This is a genomic window from Pseudomonas sp. ok266 (genome assembly GCF_900110195.1).
Lineage (GTDB): Bacteria > Pseudomonadota > Gammaproteobacteria > Pseudomonadales > Pseudomonadaceae > Aquipseudomonas > Aquipseudomonas neuropathica.
Genome location: NZ_FOCU01000001.1, coordinates 76,784 through 93,779, shown reverse-complemented (window position 1 = coordinate 93,779; position 16,996 = coordinate 76,784). Strand labels below are relative to the sequence as shown.

Below are 16,996 nucleotides of genomic sequence, written 5' to 3'. Positions count from 1 at the left end.
GACATCTGATGGATCGTTACGTCGTTTTCGGCAACCCGATCGGCCACAGCAAATCGCCGATGATTCACAAGCTGTTCGCCGAGCAGACCGGCCAGCACCTCGACTACAGCACCTTGCTGGCGCCGCTTGAAGATTTCGCCAACTGCGCCACGGCGTTTTTCCAGGAAGGTCGCGGCGCCAACGTCACCGTGCCGTTCAAGGAAGACGCCTATCGTCTGGCAAATAGCCTGACCGCTCGCGCACAACGGGCCGGTGCGGTGAACACCTTGAGCAAACTGGCCGACGGCTCACTGCTCGGTGATAACACTGACGGCGCCGGACTGGTGCGCGATCTGACGGTGAACGCCGGGTTCAGCCTGACCGGCAAACGCATTCTGCTGCTCGGTGCCGGTGGTGCGGTGCGCGGTGCGCTGGAACCGTTGCTGGCGGAACAACCGGCCTCGGTGATCATCGCCAATCGTACGGTGGACAAGGCTGAGTTGCTGGCGGAGTTGTTCTGCGACCTCGGGCCGGTCTCGGCCAGTGGTTTCGACTGGTTGCGCGAGCCGGTGGACGTGATCATCAATGCCACATCGGCCAGCCTCACTGGTGACGTGCCGCCGATTGCACCGAGCCTGATCGAGCCGGGCAAGACCCTGTGCTACGACATGATGTACGGCAAAGAGCCGACGGCGTTTTGCCGCTGGGCCCGTGAACATGGCGCGGCGGTTGCGATGGATGGCTTGGGGATGTTGGCGGAGCAGGCGGCTGAGGCGTTTTTCCTGTGGCGTGGTGTGCGCCCGGACACTGCGCCCGTGCTCACAGAGTTGCGTCGACAACTGGCCCTTTAAAAAGCTTCGCGAGCAAGCTCGCTCCCACAGTGGAATGCGATCAAATGTGGGAGCGAGCTTGCTCGCGAATGGCCTCACCACCGATTCTGGGTCAGTCTTCAAACCGGATCGGACATTTCTCCGGCCCTTCCAGCTTCCGCAACTCCTCCACCACCTGCGGCCGCGCCCGGCGCAAGGTCAGGCTGCGATCCTGGCCAAGCAAGCGCCGCGCCTCCTGATGCAGCATTTCCACCCCCGAATAGTCGATGAAGTTGATCTGCTGCGCCTCAATTACCACTCGCGGGCCGTGCAGCCGTTGCAGACGTACTTGCAGGTAATGGCTGGCGCCGAAAAAGATCGATCCGCCGACACGCAACACATCGTCTTCGCCGTCGCGCCAGTGCTGCACGCGCGGTTGCGAAGTGCGCTTGAGGTAGAAGAACAGCGAGGCCAGCACACCGGCATAAATCGCCGTCTGCAATTCCAGTAGCAAAGTCGCGAGGCAGGTCAGCGCCATGACTACGAACTCGGCGCGGCTGACACGCAGCAATGCGCGAATGCCTCGGTGGTCGACCAGCCCCCAGGCAATCAACAGAATGCTCCCGGCCATCGCCGGGATCGGAATATGCGCGATCAGCCCCGCACCAAAAATTGCGAACAACGCCACCCAGATTGCCGAAAACACTCCGGCCAGCGGCGAGCAAGCGCCTGCCTCGTAACTGAGGCCAGAGCGTGTGAACGACCCGGCCGACAGCGACCCGGAAAAGAACGCCCCGAGAATATTCGACAAGCCCTGTGCACGGACTTCCTGATTGGCATCAAGCAATTGCTGCGACCGCGCCGAAATCGAGCGCGCAATCGACAGACTGGTAACCAGGCCGAGCATGCCCACCGCCACAGCACTTGGCAGCAATCGCAGGATCAAATCCAGATCCAGCGGCAATCCACTGAACGGCGGCAAACGCCCGACAAACGCGCTGACCAGATGCACATGGCCGAACACGCCCGGCCACAACCACACCAGCAAACTGGCCAGCACCAGTGTGATCAACAGCGTCGGCCAGCGCGGCAACAGGTGTTTGAGCAGCAGACCGACGACCACCGTGGCCAAACCCAACACCAGCGAAGGTTTATCCACAGCCCGCAGGTGTTGCAGCAGATCCATCAAACTGGCCAGCGCCGTGGCTTTTGCCGGCAACTCCAGGCCCAGCAGGTTTGGCAATTGCCCGATAGCAATCACCACCGCCGCGCCAAGGGTGAACCCCAGCACCACCGAATGCGAGACGAAATTCACCAGCGCGCCAAAGCGCAGCAAACCGAGCAGCCACTGGAATATCCCCGCAAGCAAGGTCAGCAGCAGGATCAGGGTGATGTAGTCCTGCGAGGCTGGAACCGCTAAAGGGCTGACACTGGCAAACAGCACAATCGAAATCGCTGCCGTCGGACCGCAGATCAAATGCCACGACGAACCCCACAGGCAGGCGATCAGCACCGGAATGATTGCGGCGTAGAGGCCGTACTCGGGTGGCAGACCGGCGATCAACGCGTAGGCAATCGACTGGGGGAGCGCAAGAATCGCCCCGCTGAGGCCGACGATCAGATCCCGTCCGACGCTGGCGCGGGTTTGTCGCGGCAACCAGGTGAGGAAGGGGAAGAGAGAGTGGCGGCTGGGGAAGGCCATGGGTCCTCGCGGTTGGGTTTTGTTCAAGGTTATCAGGGTGCCAGGGGAAAGGCCCCTCACCCTAACCCTCTCCCAAGGGAGAGGGGACTGACCGTGGTGTTTATTCAAGATTCACCGACCTGCGATTTCAGAGTTGAACGCAAGTGTTGAATCCAACAGATATCGGCTCCCTTTCCCCCTCGCCCCTCTGGGGAGAGGGCTGGGGTGAGGGGGCAAAAATCTCGAGCCGAGCACAATTCCAGCCACCCCACGATCAAAGCTTCGCTTTCACCGCCGCCAACGCATCCTTCCCGTCAGACGTCTTGACGCCATCCAGCCACTTATCCAACACCGCCGGATTTGCCTTGATCCAAGCCTTCGCCGCCTCGGCATTGCTGACCTTTTTGTTCACCACCTCAGCCATGATGCTGTTCTCCATCTCCTGCGTGAACGACAGATTGGTCAGCAATTTACCCACATTCGGACACGCCTCGGCGTAGCCCTTGCGCGTTAACGTAAACACGCTGCCGGTGTCGCCAAAGTACTTCTCGCCACCCTTGAGGTAATGCATCTTCAACTGCACGTTCATCGGGTGCGGCGTCCAGCCGAGGAAGGTGACGAATTTCTGTTTCTTCACCGCCCGCGACACTTCAGCCAGCATCGCCTGTTCGCTGGATTCGATCAGCTTCCACTGGCCCATGTCGAAGTCGTTCTTCTTGATGATTTCCTGCAGCGAGATATTCGCCGGCGCACCCGAACCGATGCCGTAGATCTTACGATCGAACTTGTCCGCGTATTTGTTCAGGTCGGCAAAGTTATGCACACCCGCGTCCCACACGTAGTCCGGCACGGCGAGGGTGAATTCGGTGCCGTCGAGGTTCTTCGCCAGTTGCGTGACGTCACCGGTGGCGACGAACTTGTCGTAGAAGCCCTGCTGCGCCGGCATCCAGTTGCCGAGAAACACGTCCACCTGGCCGTCCTTCAAACCACCGAAGGTGATCGGCACCGCGAGGGTGTCGACCTTGGCCTTGTAGCCCATGCCGTCCAGCAGAAACCCGGTGATGGCGTTGGTCGCGGCGATGTCGCTCCAGCCCGGATCGGCCATTTTCACGGTGTCGCAGCTTTGCTCAGCGAAGGCCGAGGCGCTGCTCAGCGCGAGCAGGCCGATCGTCACTACTGTGGATAACTTACGCATGGACTTCCCCTTAACATTATTGGTTTTGGCAGGGTTGTGGATAACGTGCTTTGCGTTCCAGATCGTCGAGGTCGATGTGGTTGCGCATGTATTGCTGACTGGCGTCCACCAGTGGCTGGTGATCCCAGCTCTTCAGCTTGCCGAGGGTCAACGCGTCGGCGACAAATCGGCGGCGGCGCTGGCTCGCGAGGACCTCCCGGTGAATCGACTGAATGTCCCATTTGGCCCGTGCTTCGGCGAGAAAATCGTCGAACAGCGGGCGATGTTGCGGCGATTGGCTGAGTTCTTCCAGTTCATGCGGATCGTTATCTACGTCGAAGAGTAGGCAAGGGTCGCTTTCACTGTAGATAAATTTGTAGGCGCCGCGACGGATCATCATCAGCGGGCTGATGGTGCCTTCGGCCATGTATTCGCCGAACACTTCGTCATGACCGCCCTGCCCTTGAAGGTGTGATACCAGCGAGCGGCCATCCAGTGGCAGGCCCGGTTCCAGCGTGCCGCCGGCCAATTCGACGAAGGTTGGCAACAGGTCTGCGGTCGATACGGCAGCGCTGACACGCCCGGCATCGAACTGGCCTGGAGCACTTATCAACAGGGGGACGCGGGCCGCCATTTCGTACCAGTGCATTTTGTACCAAAGGCCCTTTTCGCCGAGCATGTCGCCGTGGTCACCGGAGAAGACAATAATTGTGTCTTCGATCAGCCCGGTTTCTTCGAGGGTTTCCAGAAGTTTGCCGACGTTGGCGTCGATATAGCTGCATGCACCGAAATATGCCCGGCGTGCATCGCGAATCTTATCCACAGGCAGTGGCTTGTCCCACAGGTCATAAACCTTGAGCAGCCGCTGTGAGTGCGGATCGAGTTCGTGTTGATCCGGGGTTGTAGGCAACGGGATATCGGCATCGTCGTACAAATCCCAGAACGCCTTGGGAATGGTGTACGGGTCGTGTGGGTGAGTCATCGATACTGTCAGGCAGAACGGCTGATCGCCGTCCTCGCGGATGTGATCGAACAGATATTGCTGTGCCTTGAACACCACCTCTTCATCGAAATCCAGTTGATTGGTGCGCACACATGGCCCGGCCTGCAGCACCGAAGACATGTTGTGGTACCAGCTCGGCCGTACATCCGGCTCATCCCAGTTCACGGCCCAACCGTAATCGGCCGGGTAGATATCACTGGTCAGGCGTTCTTCATAACCGTGCAACTGGTCCGGACCGCAGAAGTGCATCTTGCCGGATAGCGCGGTGCGGTAGCCGAGGCGGCGCAAGTAATGGGCATAAGTCGGCACATCGGCAGGGAAATCGGCGGCGTTGTCGTAGGCGCCGATCTTGCTCGGCAACTGGCCGCTGACCAGGGTGAACCGCGATGGCGCGCACAACGGGCTGTTGCAGTAAGCGGCATCGAACACCACGCCTTGGGCGGCGAGGCGGGAAAGATTCGGCAGTTTGATCGGCGATGGGCCGTAGAACGGCAACATTGGCGCGGCCATCTGATCGGCCATGATGAAAAGAATATTCTTGCGCTTCATGTGATCGCGGCATTCCATAGTAAATATTTATGCGACATTGCTGCGATCGAGCATGGAGTCCATGCTTTATCCGGTAAAGCCCGCGCCGGACAATGACTAGGATAAGCACAGATTATGTATGAAGCCTTGGGTGATCTGTCCCTCGACCTGTTGCGCGCCTTTGAGGCGGCCGCTCGCCAGCGCAGCTTTACCGCAGCGGCGGTAGAGCTTGGCACCACGCAACCAGCGATCAGTCAGCAGATCAAACGGCTGGAAGAACAACTCGGTACGCGACTATTTGATCGCATTTACCGTGGGATCGAGCTGACCGAAGTCGGCGCGATACTGTTTGAGCAAGTTACTCTCGGTTTACAGAATATCGATGCAGGATTGAGCGCGATCAGCGCACAGCAACAACATGAAGTCCTGCAAGTTGCCACCGACTTTGCCTTCGCTGCTTATTGGCTGATGCCGCGCCTGCACCGCTTTCATGAAGCTAACCCGCAGGTCGACGTCAGCCTGGTGACCAGCGAACGCAACCACAACATGCTGCGCACCGATATCGACGTGGCGATCCTGTTCGGTGATGGGCGTTTCAAGCAGGGCGAAAGCCATTGGTTGTTCAGCGAAGAAGTATTCCCGGTGTGCAGCCCGCAATTGCTCAAGGATCGCGCCCTGCCCTTGCCTGCTCACGCACTGCTGGAGTTCCCGTTGCTGCACCTGCGTGGGGAAAACAGCAGCAACTGGTTTGACTGGAGTGGTCTGTTCCGTGAACTCGGTATCAATACGCCGCCGGCGCCGGGGCAATTGCGCTTCGACAATTACACGCTGTTGATTCAAGCGGCGATTGGCGGTCAAGGCGTAGCGATTGGCTGGCGGCACCTTGTGGATAACTTGCTGAGTCAGGGTTTGCTGTGCCGCCCCATCGCCGAAACGACCTTGTCGCGCCTCGGTTATTACGTGGTGCTGCCCCAGCGCAAACGTCGGGGCGCGTTGATTCAACAGTTTGTCGATTGGTTAATGGCGGAACAGGCGAGCAGCGCGCAATCCCTCAACGGTTTGACGCTGCCTTCGATCGCGGTTTGAAGATCGTTTACGAATCTGAAGCCGCAACGAAATTCACATGCTGCCCTACATGCAAATTCAGCCGTAGCTCATCGGCAATCCCCACCGCCACGCGGTTCAGCCGCTCCAGTGGCTCGGCCAGACCCGGTTCGAGATTGCCGCCGACCTGGCTGAAATGCTCAATGGTCAGCCCGGCCACGCCGTGTGGCGCATTGACCAGTGTCCAGTGCAGCGGGCTGCTTTGCACGGCTTCGCGAATTTCTTCGGCAGCATGGCGTTGCAGGCGATCATCGACGTCCGGCTCATCGAGTACGGCAAAATCCCCCACCAGAAACAGCCGCGAAACGTTGGCGGCTTGCAGTCCATCGACCAATGCATCGACGGCCAGCACCTGCTCGACGGGGCCGAGTACGACAGAGCGCTCAACGTGATCGCTGCTGAATGGCAAACCTGGCGCATCCAATAAGCAGATGACCACCGAACTGCCGGCCACACTTTGATTGACCCTCTCGGAGTCGAACAGATCGCCGCTCTTGGTGCGTAGTCCGGGACGCGGCGCAAGTGCGGTCAGATCGTCGAGAATGGCGATGACTTCATGCTGACGACGCAGCAACTCAGCCATCAACGCGCTGCCCAGGCTACTCATGGCACCATAGAGCACCACTTTTACCGCCGGGGTTTCGGCATTTTTCATGGCTGATCCCTTTTCTTATCCCTTGTATGACGTGTGACATACGGGCAACGCCGAGGGTTCGAACCGATTTCCGAGGGCTTCAGATGCAAGCGATCAAGGGCTACCACGCCCACGTCTATTTCGACGCCAGCACCATTGAACAGGCACGGGCCTTGTGCGAGCAGGCCGCGCAGTTATTTGCAGTGAAAATGGGCCGCGTTCACGAACGTCCGGTCGGTCCGCATCCGGACTGGAGTTGCCAGTTGGCCTTCGGCCCCGAGTTGATCAGCGATGTGCTGCCGTGGCTGGTGTTGAACCGCAAAGGTCTGGTGGTGTTTCTGCACCCGGACACTGGCGATGACCTGCTCGACCACACCGAACACGCAATCTGGATGGGCGCGATGCGGTCGCTGGATCTGTCTGTTTTCTGATCAGATCGTTTCTTCGGCTTCGCCCGGCAGATGCTCGTCCAGGTGCAGCCAGGGCAATTGGCTGTCGGTCCAGATGTGTCGTTCGGCGGGCGCCAGCTCGGGTTGATCGAGGGTGGCGATGGTCACGTCGATACTCTGTGGGCTGAGCAACGTCACCAACGCCAGTTGCGCGCCGCACTGTGGGCAAAAGAACCGCGTACAACTGGCAGACGAGTCGTAACGCGACGGCGTACCGACCAGCCATTGGAAACTGGAGGCTGGCACCGTGATCCACGTCGTGACGATGCCGCCGCTGACCTTGCGGCAAATCGAACAATGGCAATGGGCTATGTCCTGCAACGCCCCGCTGAACTGATAACGAATGTGTCCGCAGTGGCAGCCTCCGCTGTGCGATTGGCTCATCTCGAAAGCTCCCCTTCCCGTGTTTATTGACTCTAGATCGCATCCGACGGCCGGTTGACCGTTCATTCAAAGCTTTCTGCAGCGAAAGGTAGCTGAAAGCTTGCCCGATTAGGATCGCCTCACTTCCGGCAACAGACCGGTTGGCCAATGCGTGTGATACCTCGCACTAAAGGCCCAATTAACAACAACAATGGTGATTCTGATGTCCTCTGCAACCCGCCTCCTCGCTTCAACTCCGCTCGTACGTCTCGTGCTTCCCGTTCTGCGCTGATCGGCCCGATCTGCTCATTTAACTAGCCGCGCTACGCCTGGAGTATTCCCATGCTGACTTTCCTTGGCTTCGCCATGGTCATCACGTTCATGTTCCTGATCATGACCAAGCGCCTGTCCGCGCTGATCGCTCTGATCATCATCCCGATCGTCTTCGCCCTGTTCGGCGGCTTTGCACCGAAGATCGGCCCGATGATGCTCGAAGGCATCACCAAGCTCGCGCCGACTGGCGTGATGCTGATGTTCGCCATTCTCTATTTCGCCCTGATGATCGACTCCGGCCTGTTCGACCCGGCCGTGCGCAAGATCCTCAAACTGGTCAAGGGCGACCCGCTGAAGGTTTCGGTCGGCACCGCCGTACTGGCGCTCGTCGTTTCCCTCGATGGTGACGGCGCGACCACTTACATGATCTGCGTGGCCGCCATGCTGCCGCTGTACAGCCGCATCGGCATGAGCCCGCGGATCATGGCCGGTCTGATCATTCTCGCCGGCGGCGTGATGAACATGACCCCATGGGGTGGCCCGACTGCCCGGGCCGCGAGTGCGCTGCATGTTGACCCGTCGGACATCTTCGTACCGATGATCCCGGCGATGGCCGCGGGTGTGGTCGCGATTCTGGTTATCGCTTATTTCTACGGCAAACGTGAACGTGCGCGTCTGGGTGAGCTGCATCTGGTTGGCGATGATATCGATCACAGCGAAATCAGCGTGTCGCAGTTCCCGGATGCCCGCCGTCCAAAACTGATCTGGTTCAACGGCGCCCTGACCTTCGGCCTGATGTGCACCCTGATCGCTGGCCTGCTGCCGCTGCCGGTTCTATTCATGGTCGCGTTCAGTATTGCCATGATCGTCAACTACCCTTGCCTGCAGATGCAGAAGGATCGCGTTGCGGCTCACGCCGGTAGCGTGCTGGCAGTGGTCGGGCTGATCTTTGCGGCGGGTATCTTCACCGGTATCCTGAGCGGCACCGGCATGGTCGATGCGATGTCGAAGAGCCTGTTGGCGGTGATTCCGGATTTCCTCGGCCCTTACCTGGCCGTGATCACGGCGCTGGTGAGCATGCCGTTCACCTTCTTCATGTCCAACGATGCGTTCTACTATGGCGTGTTGCCGGTGTTGGCCGAAGCCGCCAGCCACTACGGGATCACCGCAGTGGAAATGGCCCGTGCCTCGATCGTCGGTCAGCCCGTCCACTTGCTGAGCCCGTTGGTGCCATCGACCTATCTGTTGGTGGCCCTGGCCGGTATTGATTTTGGTGACCACCAGCGTTTCACCCTGAAATGGGCGATCCTGGTTTGTATCTGCATTCTGATTGCTGCACTGCTGTTGGGGACTTTCCCGGTGTTCAGCACTCTATAAGCCCACGACTCACCGTTTCGGGTCCTGGCTTCGCGGTTTGAAGCCCGGGCCTTTTTCGGTTTAACACTCGCTCAAAGGAATACACATGGATTGGCTGACCAACCCCGAAATCTGGGTTGCCTTCTTTACCCTGACCGCCCTGGAAATCGTTCTGGGCATCGATAACATCATCATGATTTCGATCCTGGTCAGCCGCATGCCCAAACACATGCAACAGCGCACCCGGATCTTCGGTCTTGGCCTGGCCATGATCACCCGCATCCTGTTGCTGCTGTCGATCACCTGGGTCATGCGCCTCACCGCCGACCTGTTCGAAGTGTTCGGCCAAGGCATTTCCGGCCGTGACCTGATCCTGTTCTTCGGTGGTCTGTTCCTGCTGTGGAAGAGCTCGCAAGAGATGTACCACGCGCTGGAAGGCGAAGACGAAAGCGACGAAACCCCGGGCGGCAAGGGTGGCAACTTCCTCTACACCATCATCCAGATTGCAATCATCGACATCGTCTTCTCGCTGGATTCGGTGATCACGGCGGTGGGCATGGTGTCCCACGTGCCGGTGATGGTCGCGGCGATCGTCGTGGCGGTGCTGGTGATGATGCTGGCCTCGGGCAAGATCAGCGAGTTCATCGACAAACACCCGTCGCTGAAGATGCTGGCGCTGTCGTTCCTGCTGGTGGTCGGCACCGTGCTGATTGCCGAGTCGTTCGACGTGCATGTGCCGAAGGGCTACGTCTACTTCGCCATGGCGTTCTCGCTGGCCGTGGAAGCGATCAACATCAAGCTGCGCGGCGCAATGGCCAAGAAAAAACAGCAGCAAGACCCGGTGAAACTGCGCAAGGACATCCCGGGCCAGTAACCCGGTAGTCCAGACGCACGCAATACCCCTGTGGGAGCGAGCTTGCTCGCGAAGGCTTCGTGTCAGTCGACAGAAATGTTGGCTGGCCCACCGCTTTCGCGAGCAAGCTCGCTCCCACATTTGTTTTGAGTAACGCAGGGGGAACGTGTCGGATTCAGGTGGGTGAATGAACCCGTTTTCATGACACTTTTGTTTCAATCGACACTTTAGCTGTGCAATGCTGGCGCCCAGACCGTTAGCCAACTACAGCTTAAGTATCAAAAACGTAGAAACCGCGCGGTACCGTCAACTTGCCTCTCTGAGGCACTGCTATTACAGGGGGTCTGCATGCTCACCCTGCTCAATCTGCTTTCCGCCGTCGCCCTGCTGATCTGGGGCACGCACATCGTTCGAACCGGCATCCTGCGGGTGTACGGCACCAATCTGCGCCATGTGATCGGCCAGAACATGTCCAAGCGCTGGCTGGCCTTTGTCGCCGGCATCGTCGTTACCGCGATGGTGCAGAGCAGCAATGCTACGGCCATGCTCGTCACTTCCTTCGTCGGCCAGGGCCTGATGGCGCTGACCCCGGCGCTGGCGACCATGCTCGGCGCCGACGTCGGTACCGCGCTGATGGCGCGGGTGCTGACGTTTGACTTGTCGTGGCTGTCGCCGCTGCTGATTTTCCTCGGGGTGATATTCTTTCTGTCGCGCAAACAGACGCGGCTCGGGCAGATGGGCCGGGTCAGCATCGGTCTGGGGCTGATCATTCTCGCGCTGCAATTGATCGTCGAGGCCGCCGCACCGATCACCCACGCGCAAGGGGTCAAGGTGATCTTCGCCTCGCTGACCGGCGATATCCTTCTCGACGCCTTGGTCGGCGCGTTGTTCGCGATGATTTCCTACTCGAGCCTCGCCGCCGTGTTGCTCACCGCGACACTGGCCGGCGCCAGTGTGATCAGTCTGCCGGTGGCGATCGGCCTGGTGATCGGCGCCAATATTGGCAGCGGCATTCTTGCGTTCATGAGCACCAGCATGCAGAACGCGGCCGGGCGGCAAGTGGCGCTGGGCAGTCTGCTGTACAAACTGATCGGCTTGCTGCTGATCATTCCGGTACTCGATCCGTTGGTGCACTGGATCGACAGCCTCGATTTCAGCCCGCAGGAAATGGTCATCGGCTTCCACCTGCTCTACAACACCGCGCGCTGCCTGATTCTTCTACCAAGCGTCGGGCCGATGGCACGCCTGTGTGCTTGGCTGCTGCCGGAGCGGCCGGAGGTCAACGGCACCGCCAAACCCCGCCATCTCGACGCGACCGCGCTGGTCACACCGAGCCTGGCGTTGGCCAACGCCGCGCGGGAAACCCTGCGCATGGGCGATCTGCTCGACAACATGCTCGACGCGACCCTCGATGTGCTGCACGGCAAGCAGACCGCCGTCACCCAGGAAATGCGTCGACTGACCGACGACGTCGAAGCGCTGTACAGCGCAATCAAACTGTACCTGGCGCAGATGCCCCGCGAAGACCTCGGCGAGCAGGACAGTCGGCGCTGGGCCGAAATCATCGAGCTGGCGATCAATCTGAAACTGGCCGCCGATTTGATCGAACGCATGCTGCGCAAGATCCAGCAGCAGAAAACCTCGCAGCGGCGCTCGTTTTCCGAAGAAGGTCTGGAGGACCTGGCCGGGCTGCAACAGCAACTGATCGCCAATTTGCGTTTGGGCCTGTCGGTGTTTCTCAGCGGCGACCGCGAAAGTGCCCGGCAATTGCTCCGCGAGAAACGCCGCTTTCGCGCGCAGGAACGTCGTCTGGCCCACGCGCATGTCAGCCGTTTGCAACGCAAGATCGTGCAGAGTATTGAAACCAGCTCGCTGCACCTGGAGTTGATTGCCGACATGAAACGCTTGAATTCGCTGTTTTGCGGCAGTGCGTATGTGGTGCTGGAAACGGCGGATACCGGGGCGCTGGCGGCGGATGATATTGCCGACATTACGCATTCGCCTTGAACGACTGGGGCTGGGTTTAGTCAGTTACATTGATTCAGCCTTCAGGCCGCTATCGCGAGCAGGCTCACTCCTACAGGGGGGACGCATTCCAAATGCAGGAGTGAGCCTGCTCGCGATGGGGCCCTGACTGACGACACGGATCTCCAAATCAGCCGTACGGAAGCCTGTTATGCGTTGCCTGTTGTTCGCCTGTCTGTTGCTCGGTTCCCTGCCCGCCTTCGCCCTGGATCGTTTTCAGGTTGAAGGCTATGCGCTGCCCAACGGTTTGCAGCTAATGCTCAAGCCCGGCACCGAACGGGGGCACGTGGCGATCCGGCTGGTGGTCGGCGTCGGCCTTGATGATTTCGAGTGCGATGACAAGGAGCTGCCGCACCTGCTCGAACACCTGCTGTTCAGTGGCATCGACGCCACCGGCGAAGGTGGTCTGGAGGAGCGCATGCAAGCGCTGGGCGGTGACTGGAATGCCTTCACCAGCAACGCCGACACCACCTTCGTCATCGAAGCTCCGGCGAAAAACCAGCGCAAGGTACTCGACCTGCTGCTCGCTCTGCTCACGCAAACGCGTATCGACGACAACGCGATCAACGCCGCCAAACGTGTGGTCGAGCGCGAGGACGGCGGCCATTACACACGCCTGCAACGCTTTCTCGATCGTCAGGACCTCGGCCACACCGCGAGCAATCAGCTAGCTGTTGAACTGGGCCTCAAATGCCCGCAACGCGCCGAGGTCGGCCATCTGACTCAGGAGCAACTGGAGAAGGTGCGCAAGGCCTGGTACGCGCCGAACAACATGACGCTGATTGTCGTCGGCGAACTCGACAAACTGCTGCCGGCGTATCTGGAACGCACTTGGGGCGCGCTCGAAGCGGTCGAGCCAAGCGAACACCGCCCACTGCCGGATATCCGCACCAGCGCCGCCCACGAGCGCACGCTCACCCGTGGCTTTATCGGCGACAGCGCCAAATTGCACTGGCTGGTGCCGGAACCGGTGCTGGACGATCAGTACGACCAGACGTTCGATATCCTCAAGGATTACCTCGACTGGGCGTTGTACCGACAGATCCGTCTCAACCACGGTTTGTCCTACGGGCCGTGGGCTGAGCGTGAGGTGTTTGGCGGTGTGGGCTTCATGAGTCTGAACGCCGATCTGGATCGTGATGACGTTGACGAAGCCATTCAGGTGCTGGAGGACCTCAAGGCTGATCTGCTGAAAAATGGCCTAGACCCGGATACTTTCGCGCGGATCAAGCAGGCCTCGATCGCCCATCAGGCGTGGGCGGTGCAAGGCAACAGTGCGCTGGCGGATTATTACTGGAGCGCCCTCGGTGATTACCAGGACGGTCGTTTTGCCAACCCGGCGCGGGAGCTGCAAGGGGTGACGCTGGAAGCGGCGAACAAGGCCATGCGTGAGTTGCTGTTGCAACCGGGGTATCTGCGGATCGAGAAGCCGTTGATCAGTGATGATCAGGTTTTGTGGTTGAGTGCGGGTGGCTTGGGTCTGGTGTTGTTGATCCTGATCGGCTGGCGTTTGCATCACCGCCGAAAACCCGCCGAACACTGACCCTGTGGGAGCGAGCTTGCTCGCGAAAGCGGTGTGTCATTCAACAAATGTGGTGACTGACCCGCCGCCTTCGCGAGCAAGCTCGCTCCCACAGGGTGAGGTGTTGGATTTACTGACCGGCAGCCTCGCCACAGCGCCCGACGGGCGCTACTCTGTCGAGGTTTTTCCCCTCAAGTCGTGAACCGCCCAAATGCCAAAAATACAGCTCCTGATCCAGCGCATTCTCGAACTGATGAAGCGTTATCCCGGGGTCATTGCGCTTGGCGGGTTCATCTCCGGGGTCGGCAGTTTCATCATGGTCGATCGTCAGCAGGGCCTGGCGAGCTGGATCACCGTGATCATGCTGCTCAGCTGGATCTGGCTGATGCTGGAAAACACCCTCACCGGCCTCTTCACCCGCGTGTTCAAACGCGAGATTCCCCAGCCGCTGCTGCGTTACGCGACGCAGATGATTCATCAGGAAAGCCTGTTTTTCGTCCTGCCGTTCTTTTTCATCACCACGACGTGGAATAGCGGCCAGTTGTTTTTCACCGGGCTGCTCAGCGTCGCCGCACTGATTTCCATCGTCGATCCGCTTTATTACAAATGGCTGGCGCCACGGCGCTGGGCGTTTCTCGCGCTGCACACGCTGACCCTGTTCGCCGCCCTGCTCACCGCGTTGCCGGTGATCATGCACCTGACCACCGCGCAAAGCTTCAAATGGGCGCTGGGCATTGCCGTGTTGTTGTCGTTCCCGAGCCTGGCGTCGATCTTCCCGATCCGCACGGTGCGCAATGCTTTGGCAATCCTGTGCATCACGGTCGGCATCGGTGGCGTGGGTTGGGCGCTGCGTTCGTGGGTGCCGCCGGCGACGCTGTGGATGACCGACGTGGCGATCAGCACGCAAATGCAGGACCGCACCCCCGGCGCCAGCCTCGACACGGTCAGTGCCGAGCAGATTCGTGGCGATGGCCTCTATGCCTACACCGCGATCAATGCGCCGCGCGGGCTCGATGAGCGGATTTATCACGTCTGGCAATTCAACGGCAAAGAGGTCGACCGCATCGCCCTCGACATCCACGGCGGGCGCAAGGAAGGCTACCGGGCGTGGACGCACAAGCAGAATTTCCCTGGCAATCCGGCGGGCAAGTGGCAGGTGCGGGTGTTGACCGAGGATGGCCAGGTGATCGGCGTGCTGCGTTTCGAAGTCACGGACAGCACAGCGATCAAAGAAAAGTAATCCGGTTCGTGCTATTACGTTAGTTCGCATAAAGGCCGAACAAGCACGGAGCTTATGACCAGCAGCTCGATCAGCGGTAATGCTCAACTGGACACGTCGATAACCCCTGCCCGCCTGCGGGTCACGGGGGACTGGACGCTTGCCCATTACGCCGAGCTCAAGCAACTGAGCGAAAAGCTCCACGGTCAGTACGATGCCAACACCCCGATCGACCTCAACAGCCTCGGCGCCCTCGACACCGCTGGCGCTTCGTTGCTGGTCGAACTGCTCGGCTCCGAACGCCTGGGCAAATCCGCCGAACACCCCGATTGCACCCTGACCTCCGCCGACCGCGCGCTGCTGCAAACCGTGTACTGCTCGATGACCGATTTCTGCGTGCCGATCAAAGAACCGGAAATCAGCGTCAGTGTGCAACTGCTGACGCGCATTGGTCGCGCCGTCGACACCGTCTGGCAGGACACTCTGCAACTGCTCGGTTTCGTCGGCCTGATCATGGAAACCATCGCTCGCAACCTGTTACGGCCCAAGCGCTGGCGCATCACGCCGATGATCGCGCACATCGAGCAGACCGGCCTCGACGCCGCGCCGATTGTGGCGTTGCTGACTTTTCTGGTGGGTGCGGTGGTGGCGTTTCTTGGCGCGACGGTGCTGGCCAGTTTCGGTGCGACAATTTTTACTGTGGACCTGGTGGGCTTCTCGTTCCTGCGCGAATTCGGTGTGCTGCTCACGGCGATCCTCATGGCCGGGCGCACTGCCAGTGCCTTCACTGCGCAGATCGGCTCGATGAAGGCCAACGAGGAAATCGACGCAATCCGCACCCTCGGCCTCGATCCGATGGAGTTGCTGGTGGTGCCGCGGGTATTGGCGATGCTGGTGGCGCTGCCGATGCTGACGTTTCTCGCCATGCTTTGCGGGATCATCGGTGGCGGCGTGGTCTGTGCGGTGTCGCTGGATATTTCGCCGGCGATGTTTCTGTCGTTGCTGCAATCGGACATCGGCATCCAGCATTTTCTGGTGGGCCTGGTCAAAGCCCCGATCTTCGCTTTCCTGATTGCCGCGATTGGTTGTCTGGAAGGTTTCAAGGTCAGTGGCAGCGCCGAGTCGGTTGGCGCGCACACCACGTCTGCCGTGGTGCAATCGATTTTCGTGGTGATCGTGCTCGACGCGGTGGCCGCGCTGTTCTTCATGGAGATGGGCTGGTGAGTCGTCTACCCCGCGGGCCCTCGGAGGCGGTGATCGAAGTCCGTGGCCTGTGCAATCGCTTTGGCAGCCAGAGCGTGCACGAGAACCTCGATCTGGATTTGTACAAAGGCGAGATTCTCGCCGTGGTCGGCGGCTCCGGCAGCGGCAAATCGGTGTTGCTGCGCAGCATCGTCGGCCTGCGCCGGCCTAGCGAAGGCATCGTCAAAGTGTTCGGCAAGAACCTGCCGAGCCTGTCCGAGCATGAGCGCTCGCTGGTCGAACGCCGTTTTGGTGTGCTGTTTCAGAAAGGCGCGCTGTTCTCCTCGCTGACCGTCACCGAGAACGTCGCCCTGCCTCTTATCGAACACGCCGGCCTCAGCCGCAACGACGCCGAGCACCTGGCCGCGGTGAAACTGGCGCTGGCCGGGCTGCCGCTGTCGGCAGCGGACAAATACCCGGCGTCGTTGTCTGGCGGCATGATCAAGCGTGCGGCGTTGGCCCGGGCGCTGGCGCTGGATCCGGACATTCTGTTTCTCGATGAACCCACTGCCGGCCTCGATCCGATTGGCGCGGCGCAATTCGATCAATTGATCCTGACCCTGCGCGATGCACTCGGCCTCAGCGTGTTTCTGGTGACCCACGACCTCGACACGCTCTACACCATCACTGACCGCGTGGCGGTGCTGGCGCAGAAGAAGGTGCTAGTGGCAGGTCCCATCGACGTTGTCTCGGAAACCGACGACGCGTGGATTCACGAATACTTCCACGGCCCGCGCGGCCGCTCGGCGCTGGACGCCGCCAAATTGCTCAACGAGGTCTGA

At 60.0% G+C, this 16,996-nt stretch carries 15 protein-coding genes; 10 read left to right on the top strand and 5 right to left on the bottom strand.

The window, feature by feature from the left end; genetic code table 11:
- Positions 1 to 8: 8 nt before the first annotated feature.
- Complete coding sequence (gene aroE / locus BMY54_RS00480; protein ID WP_093429531.1) at positions 9 to 830, top strand: shikimate dehydrogenase; 822 nt, start codon at positions 9 to 11, stop codon at positions 828 to 830.
- A 91-nt stretch (positions 831 to 921) separates the two neighbouring features.
- Here the strand turns inward: aroE and BMY54_RS00475 are convergent, their stop codons facing one another.
- The 3 genes from BMY54_RS00475 to betC all read right to left on the bottom strand — a co-directional run bounded on the left by BMY54_RS00475 (position 922) and on the right by betC (position 5,195).
- The gene (locus BMY54_RS00475; RefSeq protein ID WP_093429530.1) at positions 922 to 2,490 is read right to left on the bottom strand and encodes a SulP family inorganic anion transporter; all 1,569 of its coding nucleotides are present in this window, start codon (positions 2,488 to 2,490) and stop codon (positions 922 to 924) included.
- A gap of 253 nt (positions 2,491 to 2,743) precedes the next feature.
- Positions 2,744 to 3,664 carry a choline ABC transporter substrate-binding protein gene (gene choX / locus BMY54_RS00470; RefSeq protein WP_093429529.1) on the bottom strand — a complete coding sequence of 307 codons (921 nt, stop codon included), beginning with the start codon at positions 3,662 to 3,664 and terminating at the stop codon, positions 2,744 to 2,746.
- Between the two features lie 16 nt (positions 3,665 to 3,680).
- Positions 3,681 to 5,195: a choline-sulfatase gene (gene betC / locus BMY54_RS00465; RefSeq protein ID WP_093429528.1), complete on the bottom strand. Its 1,515-nt coding sequence runs from the start codon at positions 5,193 to 5,195 to the stop codon at positions 3,681 to 3,683.
- A gap of 114 nt (positions 5,196 to 5,309) precedes the next feature.
- Between betC and BMY54_RS00460 the strand changes: the two genes are divergently transcribed.
- A complete protein-coding gene (locus tag BMY54_RS00460) occupies positions 5,310 to 6,260 on the top strand; it encodes a choline sulfate utilization transcriptional regulator (RefSeq protein ID WP_093429527.1) in 951 nt (316 codons plus the stop codon).
- Positions 6,261 to 6,267: 7 nt separating this feature from the next.
- Here the strand turns inward: BMY54_RS00460 and BMY54_RS00455 are convergent, their stop codons facing one another.
- On the bottom strand, positions 6,268 to 6,933 hold the full coding sequence (locus BMY54_RS00455; RefSeq protein WP_093429526.1) for an NAD(P)-dependent oxidoreductase: 666 nt from the start codon (positions 6,931 to 6,933) through the stop codon (positions 6,268 to 6,270).
- Between the two features lie 83 nt (positions 6,934 to 7,016).
- Between BMY54_RS00455 and BMY54_RS00450 the strand changes: the two genes are divergently transcribed.
- Positions 7,017 to 7,343 carry a DOPA 4,5-dioxygenase family protein gene (locus tag BMY54_RS00450; RefSeq protein WP_093429525.1) on the top strand — a complete coding sequence of 109 codons (327 nt, stop codon included), beginning with the start codon at positions 7,017 to 7,019 and terminating at the stop codon, positions 7,341 to 7,343.
- On the opposite strand, the gene BMY54_RS00445 is transcribed toward BMY54_RS00450, so the two are convergent.
- Entirely contained in the window at positions 7,344 to 7,745 is a 402-nt protein-coding gene (locus BMY54_RS00445) for a GFA family protein (protein ID WP_093429524.1), read from the bottom strand.
- Positions 7,746 to 8,066: 321 nt separating this feature from the next.
- On the opposite strand from BMY54_RS00445, the gene BMY54_RS00440 reads away from it, so the two are divergent.
- The 7 genes from BMY54_RS00440 to BMY54_RS00405 all read left to right on the top strand — a co-directional run bounded on the left by BMY54_RS00440 (position 8,067) and on the right by BMY54_RS00405 (position 16,996).
- Positions 8,067 to 9,374, top strand: coding sequence for a CitMHS family transporter (locus tag BMY54_RS00440; RefSeq protein ID WP_007911819.1), 1,308 nt, complete (start codon positions 8,067 to 8,069; stop codon positions 9,372 to 9,374).
- Positions 9,375 to 9,459: 85 nt separating this feature from the next.
- Positions 9,460 to 10,227 carry a TerC family protein gene (locus BMY54_RS00435; protein ID WP_093429523.1) on the top strand — a complete coding sequence of 256 codons (768 nt, stop codon included), beginning with the start codon at positions 9,460 to 9,462 and terminating at the stop codon, positions 10,225 to 10,227.
- Positions 10,228 to 10,554: 327 nt separating this feature from the next.
- The gene (locus BMY54_RS00425) at positions 10,555 to 12,213 is read left to right on the top strand and encodes a Na/Pi cotransporter family protein (protein ID WP_093429521.1); all 1,659 of its coding nucleotides are present in this window, start codon (positions 10,555 to 10,557) and stop codon (positions 12,211 to 12,213) included.
- A 169-nt stretch (positions 12,214 to 12,382) separates the two neighbouring features.
- Positions 12,383 to 13,774, top strand: a complete 1,392-nt coding sequence (locus BMY54_RS00420; RefSeq protein WP_093429520.1) for a M16 family metallopeptidase — start codon at positions 12,383 to 12,385, stop codon at positions 13,772 to 13,774.
- A gap of 190 nt (positions 13,775 to 13,964) precedes the next feature.
- On the top strand, positions 13,965 to 14,993 hold the full coding sequence (locus BMY54_RS00415; RefSeq protein WP_016986428.1) for a DUF5924 family protein: 1,029 nt from the start codon (positions 13,965 to 13,967) through the stop codon (positions 14,991 to 14,993).
- A gap of 54 nt (positions 14,994 to 15,047) precedes the next feature.
- On the top strand, positions 15,048 to 16,196 hold the full coding sequence (locus tag BMY54_RS00410) for an ABC transporter permease (protein ID WP_093429519.1): 1,149 nt from the start codon (positions 15,048 to 15,050) through the stop codon (positions 16,194 to 16,196).
- Complete coding sequence (locus tag BMY54_RS00405; protein ID WP_093429518.1) at positions 16,193 to 16,996, top strand: ABC transporter ATP-binding protein; 804 nt, start codon at positions 16,193 to 16,195, stop codon at positions 16,994 to 16,996. The genes BMY54_RS00410 and BMY54_RS00405 overlap by 4 nt, the downstream gene beginning before the upstream one ends.